Below are 23,593 nucleotides of genomic sequence, written 5' to 3' on the forward strand. Positions count from 1 at the left end.
GCCCTGACCAGCAGCACGTCGCGGGCCGTCTCCGTGCCGAACGAGGTACGGAACGGCGCCACCAGGGGCATCGCGATCCGGCGCAGCTCAACTCCGGTGATCTTCACGCTGTCTCCACTGTCTGATTCATCTGATGGTTCGACCGTATGCCACGCACGGACACCGGACTCACCCAGCGGTGTGGCATGACTACCCCGAGGAGTCGCACGTGACACGCCGTCACCATGGAGCCGACCTGGGGAAAGCCCTAGGAGGTTCCCCGAGGCGACGGCACCGGCCAGGTGACACCCTGTCGGCACGCACACGCCCTCAGGAGGAGACATGCCTGATCTGACCGGGCCGCCCGAACGGATCGCCGAACAGCTCGCCGAGGCCGTGGCGCTGCGCGACTTCCTCGAAACGGCGGGCACGCTGACGCTCGCCGACCGGCGCCGGCTCGTCCAGCAGGCACTCGTCCTCCTGGAGCAGAACTACGTGCACCTGCCGCTGAAGGCCGCGATGCACGCGGTGAACCCGGTCCAGCGGCTGCGGCTGCTGGGGCTGCGGCTGTCGCGGCAGAGCGACGCGACCATGGACCCGGAGTGGGCGTTCCACGCCGAGCTGTCGCAGATCTTCCACTCGGTGCGCGACCTGCACACCAACTACCTGCTGCCGCTGCCGTTCTCCAGCAAGATCGCCTACCTGCCGTTCCAGATCGAGGAGTACTACCAGGGCCAGGCCCGGCACTACGTCGTCACCAGGACCGTCGCGGGCTTCTCCGCGCCCGGCTTCGGCCCCGGCGTGGAGGTGACCCACTGGAACGGCATCCCGATCGACAGGGCGGTCGAGGTCAACGCCGACCGCTTCGCCGGGAGCAACCCGGCCGCGCGGCACTCGCGCGGCCTGCAGTCGCTCACGATCCGGCCGCTGCGCATCCACCTGCCGCCGGACGAGGAGTGGGTCCAGGTCGGCTACCTGGACGCGAACGGCGTGGCAGGGGAGCACCGCGAGACCTGGCGCGTCACCGACAACCTGCCGCCCTTCGTCGACGCCGACCAGGTCAGCGCCGCCGCCCTGGCGCAGGGCCTCGACCTCGGCACCGACGAGATCGGCCGGGCCGTCAAGATGCTGTTCGTCCCGCAGGCCGTCACGCCCGAGGAGTCCCTGGCGGCGGCGCGGCCCACCGCCGAGGCCCCGGCGGTGGGCGAGGACGTCCCGACGTCGATGCCCAGCGTGCTGCGCGCCAGGACCGTGTCCACGGCGTCAGGCGTTTTCGGCCACGTCCGCGTCTTCACCTTCAACGTGACCGACCCGAACGGGTTCGTCGCGGAGTTCGTCCGGCTCGTCGAGCTGCTGCCGCAGAACGGGCTGATCCTGGACGTCCGGGGCAACGGCGGCGGGCACATCTTCGCCGGCGAGTTCCTCCTGCAGACTCTCACCTACCGGGCGATCACCCCCGAACCGGTGCAGTTCATCGCGACCCCGCTGAACGTGCGGATCTGCCACCAGCACGCCGCCAACCCGACCGGGCAGATCGACCTCGGCCCCTGGAGCCGCTCCATGGAGCAGGCGGTGGAGACGGGCTCGGTCTACTCGGCGGCCTTCCCCATCACCCCCGGCGACGGCGCCAACGCCCTCGGGCAGCGCTACCACGGCCCGGTGGTGCTGGTCACCGACGCCCGCTGCTACTCCGCCACCGACATCTTCGCGGCCGGCTTCCAGGACCACAAGATCGGCCCGGTCCTCGGCGTCGACGACAACACCGGCGCGGGCGGGGCCAACGTCTGGACGCACGAGCTGCTCAAGACCCTGCTCGAAGTGCCCGAACCCGTCCCCGACAGCCCCTACCTGCCGCTGCCCCACCAGGCGAACATGCGGGTGGCGATCCGCCGCACGCTGCGCGTGAACGACCTGGCGGGCACCCCGGTGGAGGACCTGGGCGTGGTCCCCGACCACCGGCACCTCATGACCCGCGACGACGTCCTCCACGACAACGCCGACCTGCTGGAGCGCGCCGGGCAGCTGCTGGCCGGGCTGCCGGTGCGGCGGCTCGGCGTGCGCGTCTCCGACGGCGGCGGCGAGCTGCTGTTCGACACCCAGGGGCTGGACCGGGCCGACGTCTACCTCGACGGCCGCCCCGTCCTGTCGGTCGACCTGCCGCTGGCCTCCGCCGCCGTGCCCGGGCTGGTGGGCGCGCACAGAATCCACGTCGAGGGCTTCCAGACGGGCCAGTCCGTCGCGGTTCGGACGATCAACCGCTGAGGGTCATCGTCTAGGGGCTGGGCCGACGAGGCGCGCAGGCTGATCGGCTGCTAGGTCAGCGGTCGAGGACGCGCAGGGCGTGCGAGGCGCCGCTCAGCACCAGCGGGCCCGTCCCCGTGCAGGCCACCACGTCGGCCACCCGCGCGCCGAACAGGTCGGGGACGTAGATCGCGGGTTCCAGGCAGAGGGTCGTCCCCTCGGCGAGGGCGGTCTCGTCGCCGGGCCACAGGCGGGGCCCCTCGTCGTGGCCCAGGCCGATCCCCCGGCCGGCGTGCGGGCCCGCGAACCGGCCGTAGCCGCTGCCGTCGATGACGTCCGTCACCGCGCCGGCCACCTCGGCGGCCACCCCGGCGGCCGAGGACGCCCGGCCCAGCGCGCCGAGCGCGGCGGCGTGCGCGGCCAGGACCACGGAGTACATGGCCTCGAAGTCCTCCGGCGGCTCGGCCACCGCGAACACCCGCCCCACCTCGGCGCAGTAGCCGTCCCAGCGCCCGCACACCGACACCAGCAGCGCGTCGCCCGGGTTGATCACCCGGTCTCCCGGACGGTGGCCGGGCGAGGCCGTGTGCTCGCCCGCCGCGACCCGCGCCGACAGCACCTCCTCGCAGCCCGTCTCCAGCAGCAGCATCCGCAGCCTGAGCGCCATCGACCGCTCGGTCGCGCCGAACCAGGCCAGCTCCCCGGCCTGGCCCAGCACCGCGTCCGCCGCCGCGGCCGCCCGCCCGACCGCCGCCACCTCCTGCGGCTCCTTGGCCAGCCTGAGCGGCCCCAGCACGGACGTCGCTGGCACCAGCTCGGCCTCGATCGCCAGCCCGAACAGCTCCCGGACCCGCATCTCCGGGTCCACGCCGACCCGCCGCGCCCCGGCGGGAACCAGCTCCGCCGGGTCGGCGGTCTCGGCGGCCGCGTCCATGGTGACGACGAGGAACGCGCCGTCCCGGCCCCCGAGGAAGCGGAAGTCCGGGGACGGCCGCAGCACCAGGGCGTCGATCTCGGCGTCGGCCATGGCCGCGCGCACGGCCTCCAGCCTGGTCCGAGGCGTCACTTCGGCTCGTGCAGCCAGCAGGCGACCGGGCCGAAGTCGGGCTCCTTGTCCCTGCACACGTCCATGACGAGCGGGCAGCGCGGATGGAAGCGGCAGCCCGCCGGGGGGTCGGCCGGGTCCGGCACGTCGCCCGGCAGCTCGGTGGGCAGCACACCCAGCCCGTCCGGCTTGGGGATGGCCTGCAACAGCGCCCGCGTGTACGGGTGGCGCGGGTTCGCCCACACCTCGGCCGTGTCGCCCACCTCGACGATCCTGCCGAGGTACATGACCGCGATCCTGTCGGCGATCAACCGGACCACCGACAGGTCGTGGCTGATGAACAGCAGGCCCGCGCCCGACTCCACCGCCAGGTCCCGCATCAGGGTGGCGACCTGGGCCTGGGCCGAGGCGTCCAGCGCCGAGATCGGCTCGTCGCCGATCAGCAGCCGCGGCCGGGCCGCCAGCGCCCTGGCGATCGCGATGCGCTGCCGCTGGCCGCCGGAGAACTCGTGCGGGTGCCTGTCCGCGAAGTCGCGCGGCAGTCCGACACGTTCCAGCAGGTCGGCGGGCTTGGTCGTGCTGTCGCGGGCGGTGCGCAGACCGTCGGCGATCTGGTCGCCGACCCGGCGGCGCGGGTTCAGGGACGCGTACGGGTCCTGGAACACCATCTGGATGCCCGTCAGCTTCCTGCGGCGCAGCCCGAGCGGCGTGACCGGCTCCCCGTCGAAGCGGATGGACCCCGCGGTGACGGGGTTCAGCCCGCACACCGCCCGCGCCAGCGTCGACTTGCCGCAGCCGGACTCGCCGACCAGGCCGACGACCTCGCCCGCGGTCACCTCCAGGCTCGCGCCCGCCACCGCCCTGACGATCGGACGGCCGGGGGAGCGGTGCTCGACGACCAGGTCGTCGATGGTCAACAGGCTCATCGGCCCTCCGCGTCAGGCAGGGAATCGAGCAGGGAACGGGTGTAGGCGTGCTCCGGCTCGCGCAGCACCCGGCCGCGCGGGCCCGACTCGACGACCAGGCCGTCCTTCATCACGCTCACCTCGTCCGCGACCGCCGACATCACGCCGAGGTCGTGGGTGACGAGCAGCACGGCCAGGCCCAGCTCGTCGCACAGGCCGCGCAGCAGCCGCAGGACGCCCGCCTGCACGGTCACGTCCAGCGCGGTCGTCGGCTCGTCGGCGATCAGCACCCTGGGCGAGCAGGCCAGCGCGATGGCGATCGCGATGCGCTGCCGCATGCCGCCGGAGAACTGGTGCGGGAAGCGTCCGAACGCCTCGTCGGGGCCCGGGATGCGGACCTTGCCGAGCAGCTCGACCGCCCTGGCCCGCGCCTCGCGCTTGTCCAGCTTGAGGTGGTGGCGCATGTGCTCGGTGAGCTGCTTGCCGACCGTCAGCATCGGGTGCAGGCTGGTCGCCGGGTCCTGGAAGACCATCGCGACCTCGCCGCCGCGCACCTGGTTGAGCTCCTTGGGCGGCAGGGTGAGCAGGTCCCGCTCGCCGAGCGCGATTCTGCCGCTGGTCCGCGCGCCGTGCGGCAGCAGCCCGAGGACGGCGAGCCCGGTCATGGTCTTGCCGGAGCCGCTCTCGCCCGCCAGCCCGTGCACCCGGCCCTCCTGCAGGGACAGGTCCACGCCGCGCAGGATCTCCTTGCCGCCGATCGACACCTTCAGTCCGGTGATGTCCAGGGTCACAGCGCACGCTCCTTGATCGCGCGGGCCGTCCGGGGGTCGAGCGCGTCGCGCAGCGTGTCGCCGAGGAAGTTGAACGCCAGCACCACGGTCAGGATCGCGAGCCCCGGGAAGGTCGCCACCCACCAGCTGTCGAACACCTCCACGCCGGACGCCACCATCGCGCCCCACTCCGGCGACGGCGGCTTGGCCCCGAGGCCCAGGAACGACAGGCCCGACAGCAGCAGCAGCGCCGTGCCGATGTCCAGCGTCGCCAGCACCAGGACGGGACCGGTCACGTTCGGCAGCACGTCCACGCGGAGCGACCGCCAGGCCGAGAAGCCCAGCAGCCGGCCGCTCAGCACGAACTCCCGCTCGCGGACGCCCAGCACCAGCCCGCGCGTCACGCGGGCGTAGGCCGGCCAGGCCACGACCAGGACGGCCAGCACCGCGTTGGTCAGGCTCGCCCCGAGCGCGGCGGCCACCACCATGGCCAGGATCACGGTCGGGAACGCGAACACCAGGTCCGCCACCCGCATGATCGTCTCGCCCACCCACTTGCCGAAGTACCCGGCGCAGGCGCCGAGCAGGCCGCCGATCAGCACCGACAGCACCACCAGCAGCAGCGTCAGCGGGATCGACACCCGCGCGCCGTACATGACCCTGCTCAGGATGTCGCGGCCGAGCTGGTCCGTGCCGAACCAGTGGCCGGGGCCCGGCGCGGCCAGCCGCGGCAGGTCCTGGGCGAGCGGATCGTGCGGCGCGAGCACCGGCGCCGCCAGCGCGACGACGAGCCAGACGACGGCGATCACGACGCCCACGACGGCAAGGGGCTGCCGCCACGCCTGGGGGAGCCGCCGCAGCAGCCCCTTGCGGGCCAGGGGATCCCGTTTCACTGGAGCCTCACTCGAGGATCGATGACGCCGTACAGCACGTCCACGATCAGGTTGATGACCAGGTACACGACGCCCACCACCAGGCCGACGCCCATCACGGCGGGCAGGTCGAGGGTGGTGGCGCTCTTGTAGGCGTACTGCCCGACGCCCGGCCAGGCGAAGATCGCCTCGACCAGGACCGTGCCGGACAGCAGGCTGCCGAACGCCAGCCCCGCGACCGTGATGATCGGCACCAGCGCCGAGCGCAGCACGTACCGGAACAGGATCACCCGGCCGGGCAGCCCCTTCGCCCTGGCGGCCCGCACGTAGTCCTGGCCGAGCACCTCCAGCACGGCGCTCCTGGTGAAGCGGGTGAGCAGGCCGATCGTGTACAGGGCGAGCACCAGCGCGGGCGTGACCAGGTGGCCGACGGCCGAGCCGAACACGTCCCAGCGGCCCGCCAGCAGCGCGTCGACCGTCTGCAGCCCGGTCACACCCGGCACGCCGGCCAGCGCCGGGTCCACCCGGCCGCTGCCCGGCGTGATCTGCAGCCGGTAGAAGAACACGTAGAACGCCACCAGCGCGAGCCAGAACGTCGGCACCGAGATGCCGATCAGGCTCAGCACCCGCAACGCGTGGTCCGACAGGCGGTCCCTGCGCAGCGCCGCCACCACGCCGAACGCCACGCCCAGCACCAGCGAGACCAGGATCGCCGCCCCCGCCAGCTCCAGCGTCGCCGGGACGAACTCGGCCAGGTCCTGGCTGACGGGACGGTGGCTCTGCTGGCTCGTGCCGAGGTCACCGTGGACGACGCCCTGCAGGTGCAGCACGTACTGCTGCCACAGCGGCTTGTCCAGCCCGTGCTCGGAGCGCCACTGCGCGACGATGGCCGGGTCGCCCAGCGCCCGCTGGCCCAGGTTCGCGGCCACCGGGTCGCCGGGCACCAGGTTCGTCAGCACGAACGTCACCAGCGTGATGCCCCACGCCAGCAGGACGGCGATGAGGATGCGGCGGATCAGGAACCGGGCCAGCGGATGCGCGCCGCGCCGGGCGCCCGGCCGCTTGCCGGCCGGGCCGCTGGGCGGGGCGCTGGGTGAGGCCGCCGCGCCCGGCTCGTTCGTCTGGTCCTTTTCGGACACCTGGGCGACCTACTTCGCGCCGAGGTCGGCGACGTCGACGGTCCACACCGGGTGGTACTCCAGGCCCGTCACCGAAGCGGCCGTCACGATGTTCTGGCTCGGCTGGATCAGCGGGATGAACGGACCGGACGCGTTGAGCTTGGTCTGGACGTCCGCGTACGCCTGCTTGCGCGCGTCGTCGCCCACGGCCGTCGCGGCCTTCTCACCCGCGGCCTCGATCTCCTTGGCCGTGTCCTTCTTCCAGCCGGCGCGCAGGCCCACCGTCTTGCCGGGCAGGAACGCCAGGTAGTCGCTCGGGTCCGGGTAGTCGGGGCCCCAGTACCACAGGCCCATCTCCTCCTTGCCGTTGCGGTAGTTGTCGAGCGCCGTGGTGACCGGCGCGGGCGCCAGGTCCACGGTGATGCCGACCTCCTTGAGGTTGGCCTGGATCCGCTCCGCCAGCGGCTGGAAGGACAGGCCGTTCACCGTCAGCTCGCTCGGGAACTCCAGCTTGACCGTCGGGTTCGACACCCCGCTGGCCGCCAGCGCCGCCTTGGCGCCCTCGACGTCCCGCTTGACCGCCTGGTCCGCGGGCAGCGCGCCGAGCAGCTGGGACGGGATCACGCCCGGCGCCTGCACCGAGCCCTCACCGGCCAGCTCCAGCAGCCCCGCGTAGTCCACGCCCTTGCGGACCGCCTCGACGAACTTGGCGTTCGGCGTGGTCTTGCTCACACCGGAGTCCTGGTTCGCCAGCAGGAAGATCACATTGGCCGACGCCGTCTTCTTGACCTGGAGGTTCGCCGGCATCCCGGACACCTGGTCGCCCGACAGGTTCAGCGCCACCTGGCTGTCGCCGCGCTGCACGTTCAGCTTCTGCGTGGCCGCCTCGACGTTGCGCAGCACGACCTTGTCGTAGGCGGGCTTGGCGCCGTAGTACTTCGGGTTCGCCTTGAGGACGACCTGGCTGCTCACGTTGAACGACTCGATCGTGTACGGGCCGGAGCCCGCGGACGCCGAGTTCAGGTACTGCTCGGCCTTGTCCTGGGCGTCCGCGGTCGCGCCGTGCTCCTTGGCGACCTTGCTGTTGAGGATGCCCAGCGCCGGGTTCGGCAGGATGTACGGGAGCGCCGGGTTGGCGCTCTTCGACGTCAGCGTGATCGTCGAGTCGTCGGTCTTGGCCACGTCCACGCCGTCGAGCAGGAACGACGGGGTGCCCTTCATGTCGCGCACCCGGGTCAGCGAGAAGACCACGTCGTCGGCGGTGACGGGGGAGCCGTCGGAGAACGTCGCGCCCTTCTTCAGCTTGAGGGTCAGCGTCTTGCCGTCCTTGGACAGCTCATAGGATTCGGCCAGCGAGGGCACCGGCTTGGTCACGTCGCCACCGTCGAACGTCAGCAGCGTCTCGTAGGCCGCGTGGCCGACGATCAGGCCGGTCGGCTCGTAGGTCCGTCCGGGGTCGGCCGTCTTGAGGTCGAAGGACGTGTCGATGACCAGGGTCTTCCCGCCGCTCTGCGCGGCAGGGGCCTGGGTGCCGCCGCTTCCGCAGGCGGCGAGGGCGAGTGCACCGGCGAGCAGCACAGCCGCCGTCTGCGAGCGGGTCGCCATGGTGAGTCCTCCAGTTGGACGGTTGGACGGGAGATGCCGAGGATTGTGCGGCAGAACGTCCAGGGACCGTGCGGTCGCCGAGACGTATATAAATGGGCGTGAGGTAACTATGAGTGAAATTTCCAGAAATGGCGGCAGTGGTGGCGTCCAGCCTGGACGGATCGGCATCGGTCTCGAGCTGGACTCCACCCATATGAAGATCCTCCAGGTCCTGCGGGAGAACGGCAGGATCTCGGTGGCGGCGCTGGCTGAGCGGGTCGGCATCTCCCGCGCCAACGCCTACACCCGGTTCGAGGCGCTGCGCGCCGACGGGACGATCAAACGGTTCACCGCCGAGATCGACCACGTCAGGGCCGGGCTCGGCATCACCGCGCTGATCTTCGTGACCGTGCGGCAGCAGATGTGGAAGCAGTTCAGAGCCGAGCTGGCCAGGATGCCCGAGGTGGAGTACTGCGCGATCACCACCGGCCAGCACGACGCGATGATCCAGGTCCGCATGTCGGACGTCGCCGAGGTGCACACCATGGTGACGGACCGCCTGGCCAACATCCCCGCCGTCAAGGCCACGGAGACCGTGTTCATCCTGGACGAGGTGCTCCGACGTCCTTACGTGCTGCCGAGCGACCGGGAGAAGGCCCGCCCGGCACGCCGTCCCGCCCAGGAGGCCACGAACGACGTGCCACTCGGCAAGATGCGCTTCGTCGGCGCGGCCGAGGGGCGCGCCGCCCTCCAGAAGGACTCCTGACCGCCTCCGGCCGGGGAGCCGGCTGACTGCCTCCGGCCGGAAAGCCGCCGGGGAGCGCAGGTCGGCTCCCCGGTCGAGGCCACCGGCCGGGGTCGGGTCAGGAGGCGGCGACCTCGATGCACACGCTGACGTGCTGGGTGTCGTCGCCCTCGAACTGGAACTCCTCCACCAGGCGCAGCCGCCCGTCGGGGTCGGTCTCGATGCGGCTGCTGCTCTGGCCGCCCGCCTTGCCGCCGGCCTTCAGCGCGTGCGCGTAGGCGATGCTGATCTGGTCGCCGTCCCTGGTGCCGACGAAACGGCCGTGCGTCACGGTGTCGCCCGAGTAGCTGCCCCACACCACCCCGTCGGCCTCCCAGTAGCTGAACTCGGTGGGCTGCTCCTGGTCCACCACGCTCGCCGTCGAGCTCACCATCACGAATTTCCGGCCGTTCAGTAGGTTCACACTCCCCATGGTCACGAAATCTCACAGTGTCCGTCTGCTCGGCTAGACATATGGTCTCGAAGGGCGCGTCAAGATCGACGATCCGTCCAGCCGGACGGCCTGCCGAGCCGGTGGCGTGCACACGTTCGACTCTTCGCAAAACGGTGAAACGTGACGGCGGGTGTCCGGCTCGCGGTTAGCCTCGCCCTCTATGACGTACGGCCCTCCCCAGCACTCCACCGCGTACGGCAACCCGCCGTACCCGCCACAACGCCCCCTCCAGGGACCCCCGCAACACCCCCAAGGGCCCGGTGATCTCCACCCTCAAGGGGCACCGCCACAGCCCTTCCAGCGGCCGCCTTACGCGAAACCGCCCGTGGTGATCGACGTCGCCTCGTCCGCCAAGGCCAAAGCGCTGCTCGGCGGCTCGGTCGCCGGAGTCATCGGCCTCTTCACGATCTTCTCCGCGCTCACCGGCCAGACGACGGGTGGCGTCGGCACCGCGATCGCGGTCGGTGGCGTCGGCTCGCTCTTCCTCCTCATCGGCCTCCTTCCGCTCATCACCTGGCGGAAGCTGAGCCGCCCGCGCAAACTCGTCTTCGACACCACCGGAGTCCACTGGGACGACCCCCAGGGCAAGCCGTGGACCATGCCGTGGCGGGAACTGGCGGGCGTCGGCATCTCCCGCACGCAGCAGCGCCGCGTCAAGCTCGCCGACTACATCGTCCGCAGGACGATGGTGCGCCTCGACCTGTTCCCCGCCGACTCCGGCTTCCGCGACCGGCACCCGGAGATGGCGCACCTCTGGGAGTTCCACACGGTCAAGAACGGCTACCGCCTGCCGCTCGGCTCCAACCCCAAATACATCCCGATCATCGAACACGCGATGCGCGAGTACGGCCCCGCCCTCTACCTGGGCGTCAAGGACGAGGGCTTCATGGTCGGCCTGGTCTGACCCGCGCTTCCCCGCCGAACGGTCGGCACGGCACACATCGCCACCCGGCCTTCCCAAGGCACGCTCAACCGCGCCCTCCGACGCGGGGTCACCCACCACTCCGGCCAGTCCTGACGATTGGCCGGGGTTGCGCGAAATGGTCGGTTCGGTCGGCCCTTGAGCGGTCCGCGTGACACGTTTGGCCTGATCTGTCGCCGGGCGGCCGCGCGCGCTGGTGGGGCCCGTACAACTCTCTTTACGGCGCTTACGGCATTACCGAGCGATCCCAGCCCATGAATGCGTACTGTGATATCAATCTTACGCTCAGTGTTCTCCAGGGGTTGGGAGATCTTTCATGCTCGCGTACATCCTCGCGATCGCCGCGGCGGTAGGCGTGGTCGCGCTCACGGCACTGCTGTTCAGGATCTCGAAGAAGGGCAGCGACGACGCCGCCCCCGACGGGCCGTCCGCGGGCCACGCGGGCGCGATGCTGTCCGCGCTGTTCCTGCTCGTCTTCGCCATCGCGATCATCGTGCCCTGGACGACGGCCGACACCGCCAGGCAGAACACACAGGCCGAGAGCCAGGCCGCCGTCGACGCCTACTGGTCGGCGTCCGGCCTCCCCGGCACCGCCCCCGACACGGTCAGGGCGGGGCTGCGCGACTACGTCTCCTTCGTGGTCAGAGACGAGTGGCCCGTCCTGGAGCAGGGGCGGCTCGATCCGGTCGGCAGCGAGCGGCTCGACTCGCTGCGCACCAGGGTCACCCAGCTGAAGGTCGGCGACGACGCCGCCAAGGACGCCAAGGACGCCGTCCTGGAGCACATCGCGACGCTGTCCGCCGCCCGCGCGCAGCGGGGTGTCGACGCCGCGGCGACCCCGCCCAAAGGGGTGCTGATCCTGTCGATCGTCACCGGCCTGGTGGTCATCGTCTTCCCGTTCCTCGCCGGGGCCAGGCCGCGCGGGCTGGCGATCCTGCCACTGGTGGCGATGGCCGCGATGCTGGGCTTCGGCGTCTACCTGACCTGGGACATCTCGCACGTGTTCGCGGGGCCGCTGGCCGTGGGGCCCGAAGCGTTCAAGGGGGCGCTCCGGGAGTTCGCGCGCATCGCCGGGGGCGTGTGACCGTGGCTGCCTGGCGCACACCGCTGCTGCTGGCGGCGACGCTGTTCGTGCTGTCCGTGAGCGGTCCCGCCGCGGCCGAGCCGGAGCCGGAGGAAGCGCACGAGGCCGGGGTGGAAGTCGGGGTCGGCGTGGCGGTCTGCGTGGACGTGCCGATGGTGAGCGTCCACATCGGGGCGTGCGGTGCGCCGCCTCCTGTGGTGCAGCCCCCTGTGGAGACGCCCACTCCGAAGCCGACGCCGACTCCTCGGTCCACCCCGAAACCGCGCCCCACCCGTACCCCGCCGACTCCGAAAGCGTCGGTGCGGCCGGTCGTCCCCACCCCGGTGCGCGCCACCCGGTCCCCCGAGCCGAGCCCGACCCCCAGCCCGGCTCCGACGCGGGCGAAGGCGGTCCACATGCGCGCCAAGCACGCCGAGGCGCCTCGTCCCAGGAAGAACCCGCTGGCCACCGTGCTCATCATGGTGGTGCTGACCACCGTGATCGCCTCCACGACCGCCGTCGCGTTCGGCGCCATCCGCTGACCGCCCTCCTCGTGGACCGCGTGGTGTGCTCCGAAGCGGCGCTCAGCGGCGCGGACCGGGAGGAGGGCCACGGAGGCGCCGTGGCCCTCGGAGGGGGTCAGTTGCCGGGGCCGACCCGCATCATCTGCTCGTTCATGATGAGGAACGCGCCCAGGCCGTGGAAGTCGTTGACCGGCCTGCTGCGGTTGAAGTAGTAGCTGAGCGAGTCGCTGGCGTTCGTGCCCTCGCTGACGTCCGCGAGGTTGGTCCGGCCGTCGGAGCCGAGCGAGATCTTGGCCAGCACGCCCTGGTAGCCCCGGTCGGCGTTGGCGCGGTACGACGCGTCGACGTAGCCGCGCTCCACCGACCGCGAGATCGTGTACGTGTACATCGCCGAGCAGGACGTCTCCGTCCAGTTCGACGCGTTGCCGGTCTCGGTGACCACCTGGAACCAGCGCCCGGTCGCCGGGTCCTGCCAGCGGGCGTAGGCCGGGACGAGGTCGCGCAGGATGTTGATCAGCGCTGCCCGCCGCGGATGGTCGGCGGGCATGAGCTCGAGGATGTCGACCGTGGCCATGCCGAACCAGCCCATCGCCCGGCACCACGAGATCCCGTTGGTGTTGCCCAGCGACGGCTTCACCCAGGGGGCGGTCAGGCCGCCGGGCTCGTCGTAGGCGTGGTACAGCAGCCCGGCCGCGGCCCCGGAGGCGCGCCGCAGGTGGCTCCAGTACACCTCGATCTGCTTGGCCGGTTCGGTGCTGGTGAACGTGTCGCCCGACACCCAGGCGCCGTAACGGGCCACGAACGGGTCGGCCATGTAGACGCCGTCGCCCCAGAGCTGGCCCTGGCGGGAGTCGGACGTGGAGTGCCACCAGCCGCCGTCGGACGTGCGCGGGTACGTGTTCAGCCGGGTCCGGATCTTCGTCGCGGCGGTGCGGTAGCGCGCCTGCCCGGTCTCGCGGTACAGCGCCAGCAGGACGTTGCCGGCCTGCATGCTGTCGAGGTTGCTGAAGCTCTGCGAGATGGAGCCGTTGCTGTCGACGAACCGGTCGGCCCAGTCCTTGATGTACTGGAGGTACCGCGCTTCGCCGGTGCGCTGCCAGAAGAGGTACTGGCCCCACAGGTACAGCCCCTGCGGGTAGCTCCAGCCGCCGAGCGAGCCGGGCGTGAACCGGGCCATGGTGGAGTCGATCACGGCTCTGGACCAGTCGGTGCCGCCCTGGGTGCCGTCGTCCACGGTGAGCGAGTCGACGTTCGGGCCGCCGTTGGCGGTGGTCGCGGTGGCCTCGACGGTGTTGGCGCCCGCGTTCAGCGTCACCTGGAGGGTGGCGGTGCGCCAGGTGGTCCAGGCGCCGGTGCCGGGGAAGGGCTGGCCGGCGGCCACGGTCGTGCCGTTGACCGTGACGTTCATCGGCCTGTCGGCCGTGGTGCCGTTCGCGTAGCGGAAGACCAGCCGCACCGGGCCGCCCGCGGCCGAGTCGACGGTCCACTCGACGGACGAGCCGGCCACGTTGTCGTAGTTGACGAACCCGGTGCCGGTGAACCCGGCGTGGTTGGACTCCACCACGCCCTGTGACAAGGTCGCGTTCTCCGCCTCGTAGAGCGCGGTCGCGGCACCGGCGGCGGGCACCGGCTGGATCAGCAGCGCTCCGAGGGCGACGGTGGCGACCACCGCTCGACTCCGCGGCGCGCGGACTCCGAGGATCACTGGACTCTCCTCACGCTGGTATGCGCCTCTGGTGAGACATCCCATGTATCACCCAAGGGCTGACGACCTGTGACGTCTCGCGGCCACCTGCTGGTTGCCCTTGCCAGCCGGGAGACAGATCCAACCTTTCGCCTGGCCACTAGCTGTACCCGCTTCCCCGACGCCTGTCCATAGCGGCCATGACATCCGATGTATAGCACGGAATATCAAGATCTGTGTTAGGAAAGTTTCCTAAAGATTGGATCGTTCCAAGATCTTTAACTCGTTGACGCTTGTGACCATTTGTGGGAACACGAGGAAAAGCTCCAATCTCTCGCCGAGATGTCACCCCCCAGCAGGAGCACCCGATGACCTTACGGACGTCCCGGGTCCGCGCCCTCGCCGGCGTCCTCGCGCTCGTCGCGGGGACGCTGACGGTGCTGGCCCCTCCAGCCGCCGCCGCGCCCACCCGGTACGAGGCCGAGAGCGCGACGATCTCGCAGGGAGCCGTCGAGTCCAACCACACCGGCTTCTCCGGCACCGGCTTCGTCAACGGCGACAACGTCGCCGGCTCGTACCTCGAGTGGACGATCAACGCGCCCAGCGCCGGCACCGCCACGCTGGCCTTCCGCTACGCCAACGGCACCACGTCCAACCGGCCCAGCGACATCTCGGTCAACGGGACGGTCGTCGCCGCAGGCAGGGCGTTCAACCCCACCACGAACTGGGACACCTGGGCCACGGCCACGCTGACCGCGCAGGTCGTCGCCGGCGCCAACACGATCAGGGCCACGGCCGGCAGCGCGGGCGGCAACCCGAACTGGGACTACCTGGACGCCGAGGTCCAGTCCACGAACTTCACCGACTACCAGGCCGAGACCGCCACGATCGCACAGGGCGTCGTCGAGTCCAACCACGCCGGGTTCACCGGCTCGGGCTTCGTCAACTACGACAACGTCACCGGCTCCTCCGTCGAGTTCGCGGTGAGCGCGTCGGCGGCGGGACCGCAGAGCCTGACGTTCCGTTTCGCCAACGGCACCACGACCGACAGGCCGATGAGCGTCACCGTCAACGGCACGACCGTGGCGGTGAGCCAGTCCTTCCCCGGCACCGGAGCCTGGACCACCTGGCAGGAGATCAGCCTCAACGCGCCGCTCAACGCGGGCGCCAACACGGTCAGGGCCACCGCCACCACCGTCAACGGCGGGCCGAACCTCGACAGGCTGCGCGTCAGCGGCCCCGGCGACACCGAGAAGCCCACCTCTCCCGGCCAGCCGGTGTGCGGCGACATCACGTCCAGCACCATCAAACTGGACTGGCCGCCGTCGACCGACAACATCGGGGTGGCCGCGTACGACATCTACCAGCAGGGCCAGCTGATCGCGACCGCTCCCGCGCCGCCGTACACGCTGACCGGCCTGAGCCCCGACTTCCCGTACCAGCTGTCGGTGTTCGCCCGTGACGCGTCCGGCAACGTCTCGTTGAGCAGCCCCGAGGCGAACTGCCGGACGCTGCCCGCGCCGCCGGACGGCGTGCCCACGCAGCCCGGCCGGCCCACGGTCAGCGGCGTGCAGCCCACCTCGGCCACCGTGACCTGGGGCGCCTCGACCGACGACAACGGCGTGCGGGCCTACCTGATCCGCGACCACGCCACCGGGACCGTGCTGCACACGGTCACCGGCACGCCGCCGGCGACCACGTCCGGCGTCCCGCTGGAGTGCGCGCACACCTACCAGCTCGACGTCGTCGCCCGCGACACCGCCAACCAGCTCTCGACGCCGAGCGCGCCGTCCGCGTCGTTCACGACCGGCGGCTGCGGCACCGTGCCGCAGCCGCCGACCAGCGTCGCCGGCGGCTGGGACGTGCCCTGGGACATCTCCTGGGCGCCCGACGGCAGCTACGCCCTGGTGACCGAGCGCGACACGTTCAAGGTGTTCAAGGTGACCCCGTCGGGCACCAAGACGCAGGTCGGCACCGTGCCCAACGTGCAGACCACCGGCGGCGAGGGCGGCCTGATGGGCCTGGACTTCTCGCCCACCTGGAACGGCACCACGGACCAGGAGGTGTTCTTCATGCACACCGCGTCCGAGGGCAACCGGGTCGCCAAGATGACCTTCAACGGCACCTCGCTCAGCGGCTACACCTCGCTGCTGCAGGGCATCGACAAGAACAGGTACCACAACGGCGGCCGCATCAGGTTCGGCCCCGACGGCTACCTCTACGTCACCACGGGCGACGCGCAGTCGAGCGGCAACGCGCCCAACCTCAACTCGCTCAACGGCAAGATCCTGCGCATCACCAAGACGGGCGCGGCGGCACCCGGCAACCCGTTCGGCACCCGCGTCTACAGCTACGGCCACCGCAACCCGCAGGGCATCGCCTGGGACTCGGCCGGCCGGCTGTGGGAGTCGGAGCTGGGCAACTCCTCCAGGGACGAGCTCAACCTGATCCAGCCGGGCAAGAACTACGGCTGGCCCACCTGCGAGGGCACCTGCAGCACGTCCGGGATGACCAACCCGAAGTACACGTGGAGCGTCTCGGAGGCGTCGCCGAGCGGCATCGCCATCGTCAACAACACGATCTTCATGGCCGCGCTGCGCGGGCAGCGCCTGTGGCGGATCGTGCTGAACGGCGAGAACGTCTCGACGGTCAACTCCTCCTTCAACGGCACGTACGGCAGGCTCCGCGCGGTCGAGAAGGTGCCGAACGCCAGCGCCATCTGGTTCGGGTCCACCAACTCCGACAACAACGGCGACGGCTCCGCCGACACGATCCGGCGCTCTGACATCCAGTAATCCGCACGCTTCTCCCCGGCGGCCGCGCGCTCGCGCGGCCGCCGGGCCATCACTGGAGGTGCAGTGACCCAGGAAGGCATGACACGCCGGGCGGTGCTGGGAACCGCCGCCGGAGGGCTGGCCGCCGCCGCGCTGGCCGGGGGCGTGGGGCTCGCCTCTCCCCGGGCCGCCGGGGCGAGCGCCGCCGCGTGGGCGATCGACAACCGAATGGCCACCGACGCGCAGTGGTCGGCGTTCCTGCGCGGGCAGGACCTGCTGTGGGGCAAGCTCCCCGCGCTCTGGCACGAGGGGCCGTTCCTGGGCGACGGGCTCCTCGGCAGCATGGTCTACAAGGAGCCGAACGCCAACAAGGTGCGGTTCACCACCCAGCACGGACGCGTCCAGGACCATCGTCCCCAGTTCGGCAGCGGGTTCGGCACCTGCCGCCTGCCCGTCGGGCACCTCACGCTCGACCCGGTGGGCACGATCACCGCCGTCGACTGGCGGCTGAGCCTCTGGGACGCCGAACTCACCGGCAGCATCACCACCTCATCGGGGAAGATCACGTTCACCGCGTTCGTCCACGACGAGACCTTCGTCGCCCGCGCCGCCGCGAGCGGGAGCGAGCAGGTGCGCTGGACGTTCCACCCGGAGGCCGCCGACAGCCCCAGAGAGGCGTCGGAGGCTCCGCCGTCCGGCTACACGCGCAACCCGGCATGGACGACGAAGACCACCGGCGACGTCAAGCAGGTGCTCCAGGCGCTGGCCGGGGGAGGGCAGACCGCCACCGCCTACCGGCAGAGCGGCGACCTGCTGCTGCTGTCGGTCGCCCACAGCTTCCCGTCGAACACGGCCGCCGAGACGGCCTCGCTCGGCCGGATCCAGAACGCCGGGACGTACGACGCGCTGCGGGCGGCGCACCAGAGCTGGTGGCACGCGTTCTACAGGAAGAGCTTCGTGTCCTTCCCCGACCAGCGGCTGCAGAGCTTCCACTGGATCCAGCTGTACAAGGTCGCCTCCGCCACCCGGGCGGGCGGCCCCGTCATGGCGACCACCGGGCCCTGGCTGGAGCCCACGCCGTGGCCGGGCGTGTGGTGGAACCTCAACGTGCAGCTGGAGTACTGGCTCATCCACGGCTCCAACCACCTGGAGCTGGACTCGGTGACCAGCACGCTCGACCAGAACCGGCAGCAGCTGATCGACAACGTGCCCAGCGCGTACCGGTCGGACTCCTCCGGCGTGGGGCGCAGCTCCGACATGTTCGCCACCAGGAGCGTCGGCACGCCCGGCAGCGGCGCGGAGACCGGCGACCTGACGTGGGCGCTGCACAACGTCTGGCTGTCGTACCGGCACACGATGGACGACACCCTGCTGCGGAACACGCTCTTCCCGATCCTGCGCCGGGCGGTCAACTACTACCTGCGCTTCCTGACGACCGGCAGCGACGGCAAGCTGCACCTGCCGAGCACGCTGTCGCCCGAGTACCCGGTGGTGCCGCCGCAGGACACGAACTACGACCTGGCCCTCATCAGGTGGGGCTGCCAGACGCTGCTCGACTCGGCGGCGCGCCTGGGCATCGACGACCCGCTGAAGCCGAAGTGGCAGCAGGTGCTGAGCACGCTGGTGGCCTACCCGACGGACGCGAACGGGTACATGATCGGCGGCAGCACGCCGTACGCCCAGTCCCACCGCCACTACTCCCACCTGCTGATGATCTATCCGTTGTACCTGGTCAACTGGGATCAGACGGCGAACCGCACGCTGATCGAGAAGTCGATCACGCGGTGGCACGCGCTCACCGGCGCGCACCGCGGTTACAGCTACACGGGCGCGGCCTCCATGTACGCGATGATGGGACGCGGCGACACGGCCCTGTCGTACCTGATGAGGTTCTTCGACCCGGCGACCTCGTTCCCGTGCCGGGCCAACACCCACTACACCGAGGCCGGGCCGGTCATCGAGACCCCGCTGTCGGCGTCGCAGTCGATCCACGACATGCTCTGCCAGAGCTGGGGCGGCGTCGTCAGGGTGTTCCCGGCCGTGCCGCCGTCCTGGCCGGACGTCACGCTGCACGACTTCCGCACCCAGGGCGCGTTCCTCGTCTCCGCGGCCCGGCAGGCGGGCGCGACCCGGTTCGTCAGGGTGCGCAGCCTGGCCGGCGAGCCGCTGAAGGTCCGGCACGGCCTGACCGGCGCCGTCACCGCGCTCCTGGACGACGGCTCGCCCGCCGCCGTCCAGGACCTGGGCGGCGGCGTCCTGCAGATCACCCTGCCCAGGGATCGCGAGGTGCTGCTCTACGCGGGCGCGGCACCCGACCTGGTCATCGCGCCCGTCCCGATCGCCAAGCCGGGCGCGGCGTGGGGCCTGCCGGGCGCGACCACGCCACCGCCGCCGGGCCGGTACGAGGCGGAGGACGCGACCGTCTCGCAGGGTGTCTTCGAGAACTCCCACACCGGTTTCAGCGGCTCCGGCTACGTCAACGGCGACAACGTGGCGGGGGCTTTCGTGGAGTGGGCCTTCCCCGTCTCCGCGGCGGGAACGGCGACGGTCAAGCTGCGTTACGCCAACGGCACCACGGCCAACCGGCCCTCGGCCATCGCGGTCAACGGGACGACCGTGTTCGCCTCGCGTGACTACGCGGGCACCGGCAGCTGGGACACCTGGGCGACCGACACGTTCACCGTCCCGGTCAACGCCGGGACCAACACGCTCAGGGCGACGGCCACCACCGCCAACGGCAACCCCAACCTCGACTACATCGACGTGGACGCCACGCCCGGCGGCACCGACTACCAGGCCGAGGACGCCACGATCTCCCAGGGCGTCGTCGAGTCGAACCACACCGGCTACTCGGGGGCCGGGTTCGTCAACTACGACAACGTCACCGGCTCCTACGTCGAGTTCGCCGTCACCGCGCAGGCGGCCGGGCAGAAGACGATCACGCTGCGCTACGCGAACGGCACCACGGTCAACCGGCCGCTGGCCATCGCGGTCAACGGCGTCGCCGTCGAGCGCGACTTCAACGGCACCGGCAGCTGGGACACCTGGCAGACCACCTCCATCACCGCCCAACTCGACGCGGGGACCAACACGATCAGGGCGACCGCCACCACAGCCAACGGGGGCCCCAACCTCGACAAGATCACTATCGGATAGGAAGCCATGGAACTGACCCGCCGCCAGCTGGGAACCCTCTTCGGCGCCGCGCTCCTCACCCCCTACCTGCCCGCCCGTCCCGCCTCAGCAGCTACCTCTGCCGCCGTCGCCTGGAAGCTGATGTGGGCCCCCGAAGCCTCGGTCGACGGCCTCAACGCGTTCGAGACCATCGAGGACGACCGGGCCGACTCACACCCCGCCGGCCAGCCGCACATCTTCCCCGAAGGCGACAACTTCCGCTTCACCATGCACACGGTCGACCGCGACTCGATGACCGACCGGCAGCGGCAGGAGGTGACCGGCAACCGCACCCCGAGCGGCTACCTGCAGTGGCTGAACGGCGAGACCTGGCGCGTCACCTACTCGATGTTCATCCCGTCCTCGCTCAAGGCGACCACCACCTTCACCCACATCAGCCAGACCAAGATGCCCGGCATGGGCACCAACCCGATCACCGTCACCTCGCTGCGCCGGGTGAACGGCGTGCAGACCATCGAGCACAAGATCTTCCAGTCGGACATCCTGGTCGGCCGGACCGACCTGGAGCCGCTGCAGAACACCTGGATCGACGCCGAGTACGAGATCAAGATCGGCGACGGCGGCGCGGGCTCGGTCCGCTGGGTGCTACGCAAGGGCGGCACCACGCTCGTCGACGCGACCAAGACCGGCGACACCTTCCTCGGCGACCGGGTCCGCCCCAAGTGGGGCATCTACCGCTCGCTCGGCGACACGTCCGGGTCGCTGCAGAACTGCTACCTGCTCCTCACCAACATGCGCGCCTACAAGCAGGTGCAGGCGGTCGCCACCCGGCTGGAGGCGGAGAACGCGACGATCTCGCAGGGCGTGGTCGAGTCCAACCACGCCGGGTTCTCCGGCACCGGCTTCGTCAACACCGACAACGTGGCCGGCTGCTACGTCCAGTGGACGCACAACGCCGCGAGCGCCGGGCCCGCGACGCTGACCCTCCGCTACGCCAACGGCACCACGGCCGACCGGCCCATGGACATCTCCGTCAACGGGACGGTCGTCGCGTCCGGCGTGAGTTTCGCCGGCACGGGCGCCTGGACCACCTGGGCGTCCAAGAACCTCAGCGCCACCCTCGTGGCGGGCGCGAACACGATCCGCGTCACCGGCGCCACCGCCAACGGCTGCCCGAACCTCGACTACCTGGAGGTCCTGCAGTGAGACCGTCCCGTGTCTCGCGGACGGCGGTCCTCGCCGTGCTCGCGCTCCTGCTCGGCCTGCTCCCCGTCAGCCCCGCGCGGGCCGACCTGCAGGCCCCGCGCCAGGCCTTCCTGCGCAACTCCATCGCCGGGCTCTTCCTGCACTGGGGTGAGCGCACCTCGCCGCAGCACACCAGCTGCAGCGCCTGGGAGGCCGACGTCACCAACGGCGGCTGGACGCCGACGTACTGGGTGAACGAGGCCAAGAAGCTGCACGCCCAGTACATCGTGCTGGCCACCTTCCACAGCAGGCTCGGCTACGCCAGGCCATACCCGTCGGCGATCCCCGGCTCCTGCCGCACCACGCGGGACTTCCTCGGCGAGCTGATCGACGCCGCCGACGCGCAGGGGCTGAAGGTCATCAACTACATGACCGACGACCCGCAGTGGCACAACGAGGGGCTCAGCTCCGGCGACTGGCTCAACTCCTCGGCCTTCTCCAGCTACGTCGGCCACAGCGTGGACCTGACCACCCGCGACGGCTTCGGCGAGTTCAGCTACCTGCAGTTCTTCGAGCAGATGCAGCGCTACCCCAAGCTGGCCGGGTTCTGGATCGACAACGACAACGCCTACTGGGAGCGCAACAACCTCTACGCCAAGATCTACCAGCAGCGTCCCGACATGACGCTCTCGAACAACAACGAAGACACGCCGATCATGGACATGATCAGCAACGAGCAGAAGACCGGCATGACGCCGTCGTACGACTACCCGCAGGCGGTCTACACGGCGCTGCCCCGGCTGATCGAGGCCGACTTCAAGCTCCCCACCGGCGGCCCCTGGTGGTACGGCGGGTCCGACGAGGCCGTCGACCGCAAACTCACCCTGGGACGGCTCATCACCAACGCCGGGTCGTCGGTCAAGGCGCTGATGGCCGAGACCGCGATGGTCAACGGCAAGTTCCCCACCCAGCAGGTGAACTTCAACAACTTCGCCGACACCTACCTGGAGCAGATCTGGGAGTCGCTCGGCGGCACCGAGGGCGGCGGCTACATGCACGGCGGGCTGAAGCCGGGGTTCTGGAACAACGGCGCGCACGGCGTGACCACGATCGCCAAGAACGACCCCGACCGGCACTACATCCACGTGATCACACCGCCGTCCGGCAGCACGCTGTCGCTGCGCGACAACGGCTACGCGATCAGCTCGGTGACCGACCTGCGCACCGGCGCGCCGATCACGTTCACCCAGGCGAACGGGACGCTGACGTTGAGCGGGATCTCCACCTGGGACCCGTACGACACCGTCTTCAAGGTCATCTCCAACGGACGGCAGGGCATCTACTCCGGCGTCACCCTGTCGGCCGGCTCGTCCACCAGCGGCCACGGCGCGTCGGCGGCCGGCGACGGCGACTACCTCACCTACTGGGACAGCAACGCCGCGGAACCGGCCTCGCTCACCTTCGACCTGGGCTCGGCCAAGCGCGTCCAGTATCTGGCGTTCAACCAGCGGGAGGACTCCACCGTCTACCCGTCGTCCGGGTCCGCGCGGATCTCCGGCTACCAGGTGCACGTCAGCAACGACGGGTCGACCTGGGGGAGCGCGGTCAAGACCGGCACCGTGCCCAACGCGCGGGGCGTCCAGTTCATCGACCTGAGCGCGACCACCGCCCGCTACGTCCGGCTCACCAAGACCGGCCACCACGGCGTGTCCCGCTGGCGGGTCGACGAGGCGTGGGTCGGCGGCCAGTACCCGGGAGGCGGGGGCACCAACCCGCCGCCCGGCCGGTACGAGGCGGAGGACGCGACCATCGCGCAGGGCGTCTTCGAGAACTCCCACACCGGTTTCAGCGGCACCGGCTACGTCAACGGCGACAACGTGGCGGGCTCGTACCTGGAGTGGACGTTCCCGGCCGCGTCTGCGGGCACGGCGACGGTCAAGCTGCGTTACGCCAACGGCACCACGGCCAACCGGCCCTCGGCCATCATGGTCAACGGGACGACCGTGTTCGCCTCGCGTGACTACGCGGGCACCGGTAGCTGGGACACCTGGGCGAGCGACACGTTCACCGTCCCGGTCAACGCCGGGACCAACACGCTCAGGGCGACGGCCACCACCGCCAACGGCAACCCCAACCTCGACTACATCGACGTGGACATGACACCCGGCGGCACCGACTACCAGGCCGAGGACGCCACGATCTCCCAGGGCGCCGTCGAGTCGAACCACACCGGATTCACCGGCACCGGGTTCGTCAACTACGACAACGTCACCGGCTCCTACGTCGAGTTCACCGTCACCGCGCAGGCGGCCGGGCAGAAGACGATCACGCTGCGCTACGCGAACGGCACCACCGCCAACCGTCCCATGGACATCACGGTCAACGGCGCCGTCGCCTCGTCCGGGCTCGCCTTCGACCCCACCGCCAACTGGGACACCTGGGCGACCAAGTCCATCACGGTGCCGCTCAACTCGGGCTCCAACACCATCCGCGCCACGGCCACCACGGCGGGCGGCGGGCCGAACCTCGACCGCATCACCATCGGCTAGAAGGA

At 70.7% G+C, this 23,593-nt stretch carries 17 protein-coding genes; 9 read left to right on the forward strand and 8 right to left on the reverse strand.

Annotated features, from left to right (window positions below; translation table 11 throughout):
- The first annotated feature begins 321 nt into the window (after window positions 1-321).
- Window positions 322-2,241, forward strand: a complete 1,920-nt coding sequence (locus ABT294_RS13365) for a S41 family peptidase (RefSeq protein WP_350805710.1) — start codon at window positions 322-324, stop codon at window positions 2,239-2,241.
- A gap of 55 nt (window positions 2,242-2,296) precedes the next feature.
- Here ABT294_RS13365 and ABT294_RS13370 read toward each other — a convergent pair whose 3' ends face one another.
- The 6 genes from ABT294_RS13370 to ABT294_RS13395 are packed head-to-tail and all read right to left on the reverse strand — an operon-like array spanning window position 2,297 to window position 8,535.
- Complete coding sequence (locus tag ABT294_RS13370; protein WP_350805711.1) at window positions 2,297-3,286, reverse strand: M24 family metallopeptidase; 990 nt, start codon at window positions 3,284-3,286, stop codon at window positions 2,297-2,299.
- Entirely contained in the window at window positions 3,283-4,191 is a 909-nt protein-coding gene (locus ABT294_RS13375) for an ABC transporter ATP-binding protein (RefSeq protein WP_350805713.1), read from the reverse strand. The genes ABT294_RS13370 and ABT294_RS13375 overlap by 4 nt, the downstream gene beginning before the upstream one ends.
- On the reverse strand, window positions 4,188-4,961 hold the full coding sequence (locus ABT294_RS13380; protein WP_350805714.1) for an ABC transporter ATP-binding protein: 774 nt from the start codon (window positions 4,959-4,961) through the stop codon (window positions 4,188-4,190). The genes ABT294_RS13375 and ABT294_RS13380 overlap by 4 nt, the downstream gene beginning before the upstream one ends.
- Window positions 4,958-5,833, reverse strand: coding sequence for an ABC transporter permease (locus tag ABT294_RS13385; RefSeq protein WP_350805715.1), 876 nt, complete (start codon window positions 5,831-5,833; stop codon window positions 4,958-4,960). The genes ABT294_RS13380 and ABT294_RS13385 overlap by 4 nt, the downstream gene beginning before the upstream one ends.
- Window positions 5,830-6,951: an ABC transporter permease gene (locus tag ABT294_RS13390; protein ID WP_350805717.1), complete on the reverse strand. Its 1,122-nt coding sequence runs from the start codon at window positions 6,949-6,951 to the stop codon at window positions 5,830-5,832. Before ABT294_RS13390 ends, ABT294_RS13385 begins: the two co-directional genes overlap by 4 nt.
- Before the next feature lie 9 nt (window positions 6,952-6,960).
- Window positions 6,961-8,535 (reverse strand): ABC transporter substrate-binding protein, encoded by a 1,575-nt coding sequence (locus ABT294_RS13395; protein ID WP_350805718.1) that lies wholly within the window; start codon window positions 8,533-8,535, stop codon window positions 6,961-6,963.
- Between the two features lie 109 nt (window positions 8,536-8,644).
- Between ABT294_RS13395 and ABT294_RS13400 the strand changes: the two genes are divergently transcribed.
- Window positions 8,645-9,280 carry an Lrp/AsnC family transcriptional regulator gene (locus tag ABT294_RS13400; protein ID WP_350805719.1) on the forward strand — a complete coding sequence of 212 codons (636 nt, stop codon included), beginning with the start codon at window positions 8,645-8,647 and terminating at the stop codon, window positions 9,278-9,280.
- A 97-nt stretch (window positions 9,281-9,377) separates the two neighbouring features.
- On the opposite strand, the gene ABT294_RS13405 is transcribed toward ABT294_RS13400, so the two are convergent.
- A complete protein-coding gene (locus ABT294_RS13405; RefSeq protein WP_350805720.1) occupies window positions 9,378-9,722 on the reverse strand; it encodes an avidin-fold protein in 345 nt (114 codons plus the stop codon).
- Window positions 9,723-10,077: 355 nt separating this feature from the next.
- Here ABT294_RS13405 and ABT294_RS13410 point away from each other — a divergent pair, with 355 nt between their 5' ends.
- The 3 genes from ABT294_RS13410 to ABT294_RS13420 all read left to right on the forward strand — a co-directional run bounded on the left by ABT294_RS13410 (window position 10,078) and on the right by ABT294_RS13420 (window position 12,279).
- Complete coding sequence (locus tag ABT294_RS13410; RefSeq protein WP_350805721.1) at window positions 10,078-10,656, forward strand: hypothetical protein; 579 nt, start codon at window positions 10,078-10,080, stop codon at window positions 10,654-10,656.
- 334 nt (window positions 10,657-10,990) lie between these two features.
- Window positions 10,991-11,758, forward strand: a complete 768-nt coding sequence (locus tag ABT294_RS13415) for a bestrophin-like domain (protein WP_350805722.1) — start codon at window positions 10,991-10,993, stop codon at window positions 11,756-11,758.
- 2 nt (window positions 11,759-11,760) lie between these two features.
- Entirely contained in the window at window positions 11,761-12,279 is a 519-nt protein-coding gene (locus ABT294_RS13420; protein ID WP_350805723.1) for a hypothetical protein, read from the forward strand.
- Window positions 12,280-12,376: 97 nt separating this feature from the next.
- Here ABT294_RS13420 and ABT294_RS13425 read toward each other — a convergent pair whose 3' ends face one another.
- Window positions 12,377-13,966: a glycoside hydrolase family 88 protein gene (locus ABT294_RS13425; RefSeq protein ID WP_350805725.1), complete on the reverse strand. Its 1,590-nt coding sequence runs from the start codon at window positions 13,964-13,966 to the stop codon at window positions 12,377-12,379.
- Window positions 13,967-14,313: 347 nt separating this feature from the next.
- Between ABT294_RS13425 and ABT294_RS13430 the strand changes: the two genes are divergently transcribed.
- The 4 genes from ABT294_RS13430 to ABT294_RS13445 all read left to right on the forward strand — a co-directional run bounded on the left by ABT294_RS13430 (window position 14,314) and on the right by ABT294_RS13445 (window position 23,588).
- Window positions 14,314-16,740: a PQQ-dependent sugar dehydrogenase gene (locus ABT294_RS13430; RefSeq protein ID WP_350805726.1), complete on the forward strand. Its 2,427-nt coding sequence runs from the start codon at window positions 14,314-14,316 to the stop codon at window positions 16,738-16,740.
- Window positions 16,741-16,818: 78 nt separating this feature from the next.
- The gene (locus ABT294_RS13435; RefSeq protein WP_350805727.1) at window positions 16,819-19,875 is read left to right on the forward strand and encodes a glycosyl hydrolase family 95 catalytic domain-containing protein; all 3,057 of its coding nucleotides are present in this window, start codon (window positions 16,819-16,821) and stop codon (window positions 19,873-19,875) included.
- Window positions 19,876-19,881: 6 nt separating this feature from the next.
- A complete protein-coding gene (locus ABT294_RS13440) occupies window positions 19,882-21,060 on the forward strand; it encodes a CBM35 domain-containing protein (protein ID WP_350805728.1) in 1,179 nt (392 codons plus the stop codon).
- Window positions 21,057-23,588: a carbohydrate-binding protein gene (locus tag ABT294_RS13445; protein ID WP_350805729.1), complete on the forward strand. Its 2,532-nt coding sequence runs from the start codon at window positions 21,057-21,059 to the stop codon at window positions 23,586-23,588. Before ABT294_RS13440 ends, ABT294_RS13445 begins: the two co-directional genes overlap by 4 nt.
- Window positions 23,589-23,593: the final 5 nt, after the last annotated feature.

The organism is Nonomuraea sp. NPDC000554, assembly GCF_040300065.1.
Classification (GTDB): domain Bacteria; phylum Actinomycetota; class Actinomycetes; order Streptosporangiales; family Streptosporangiaceae; genus Nonomuraea.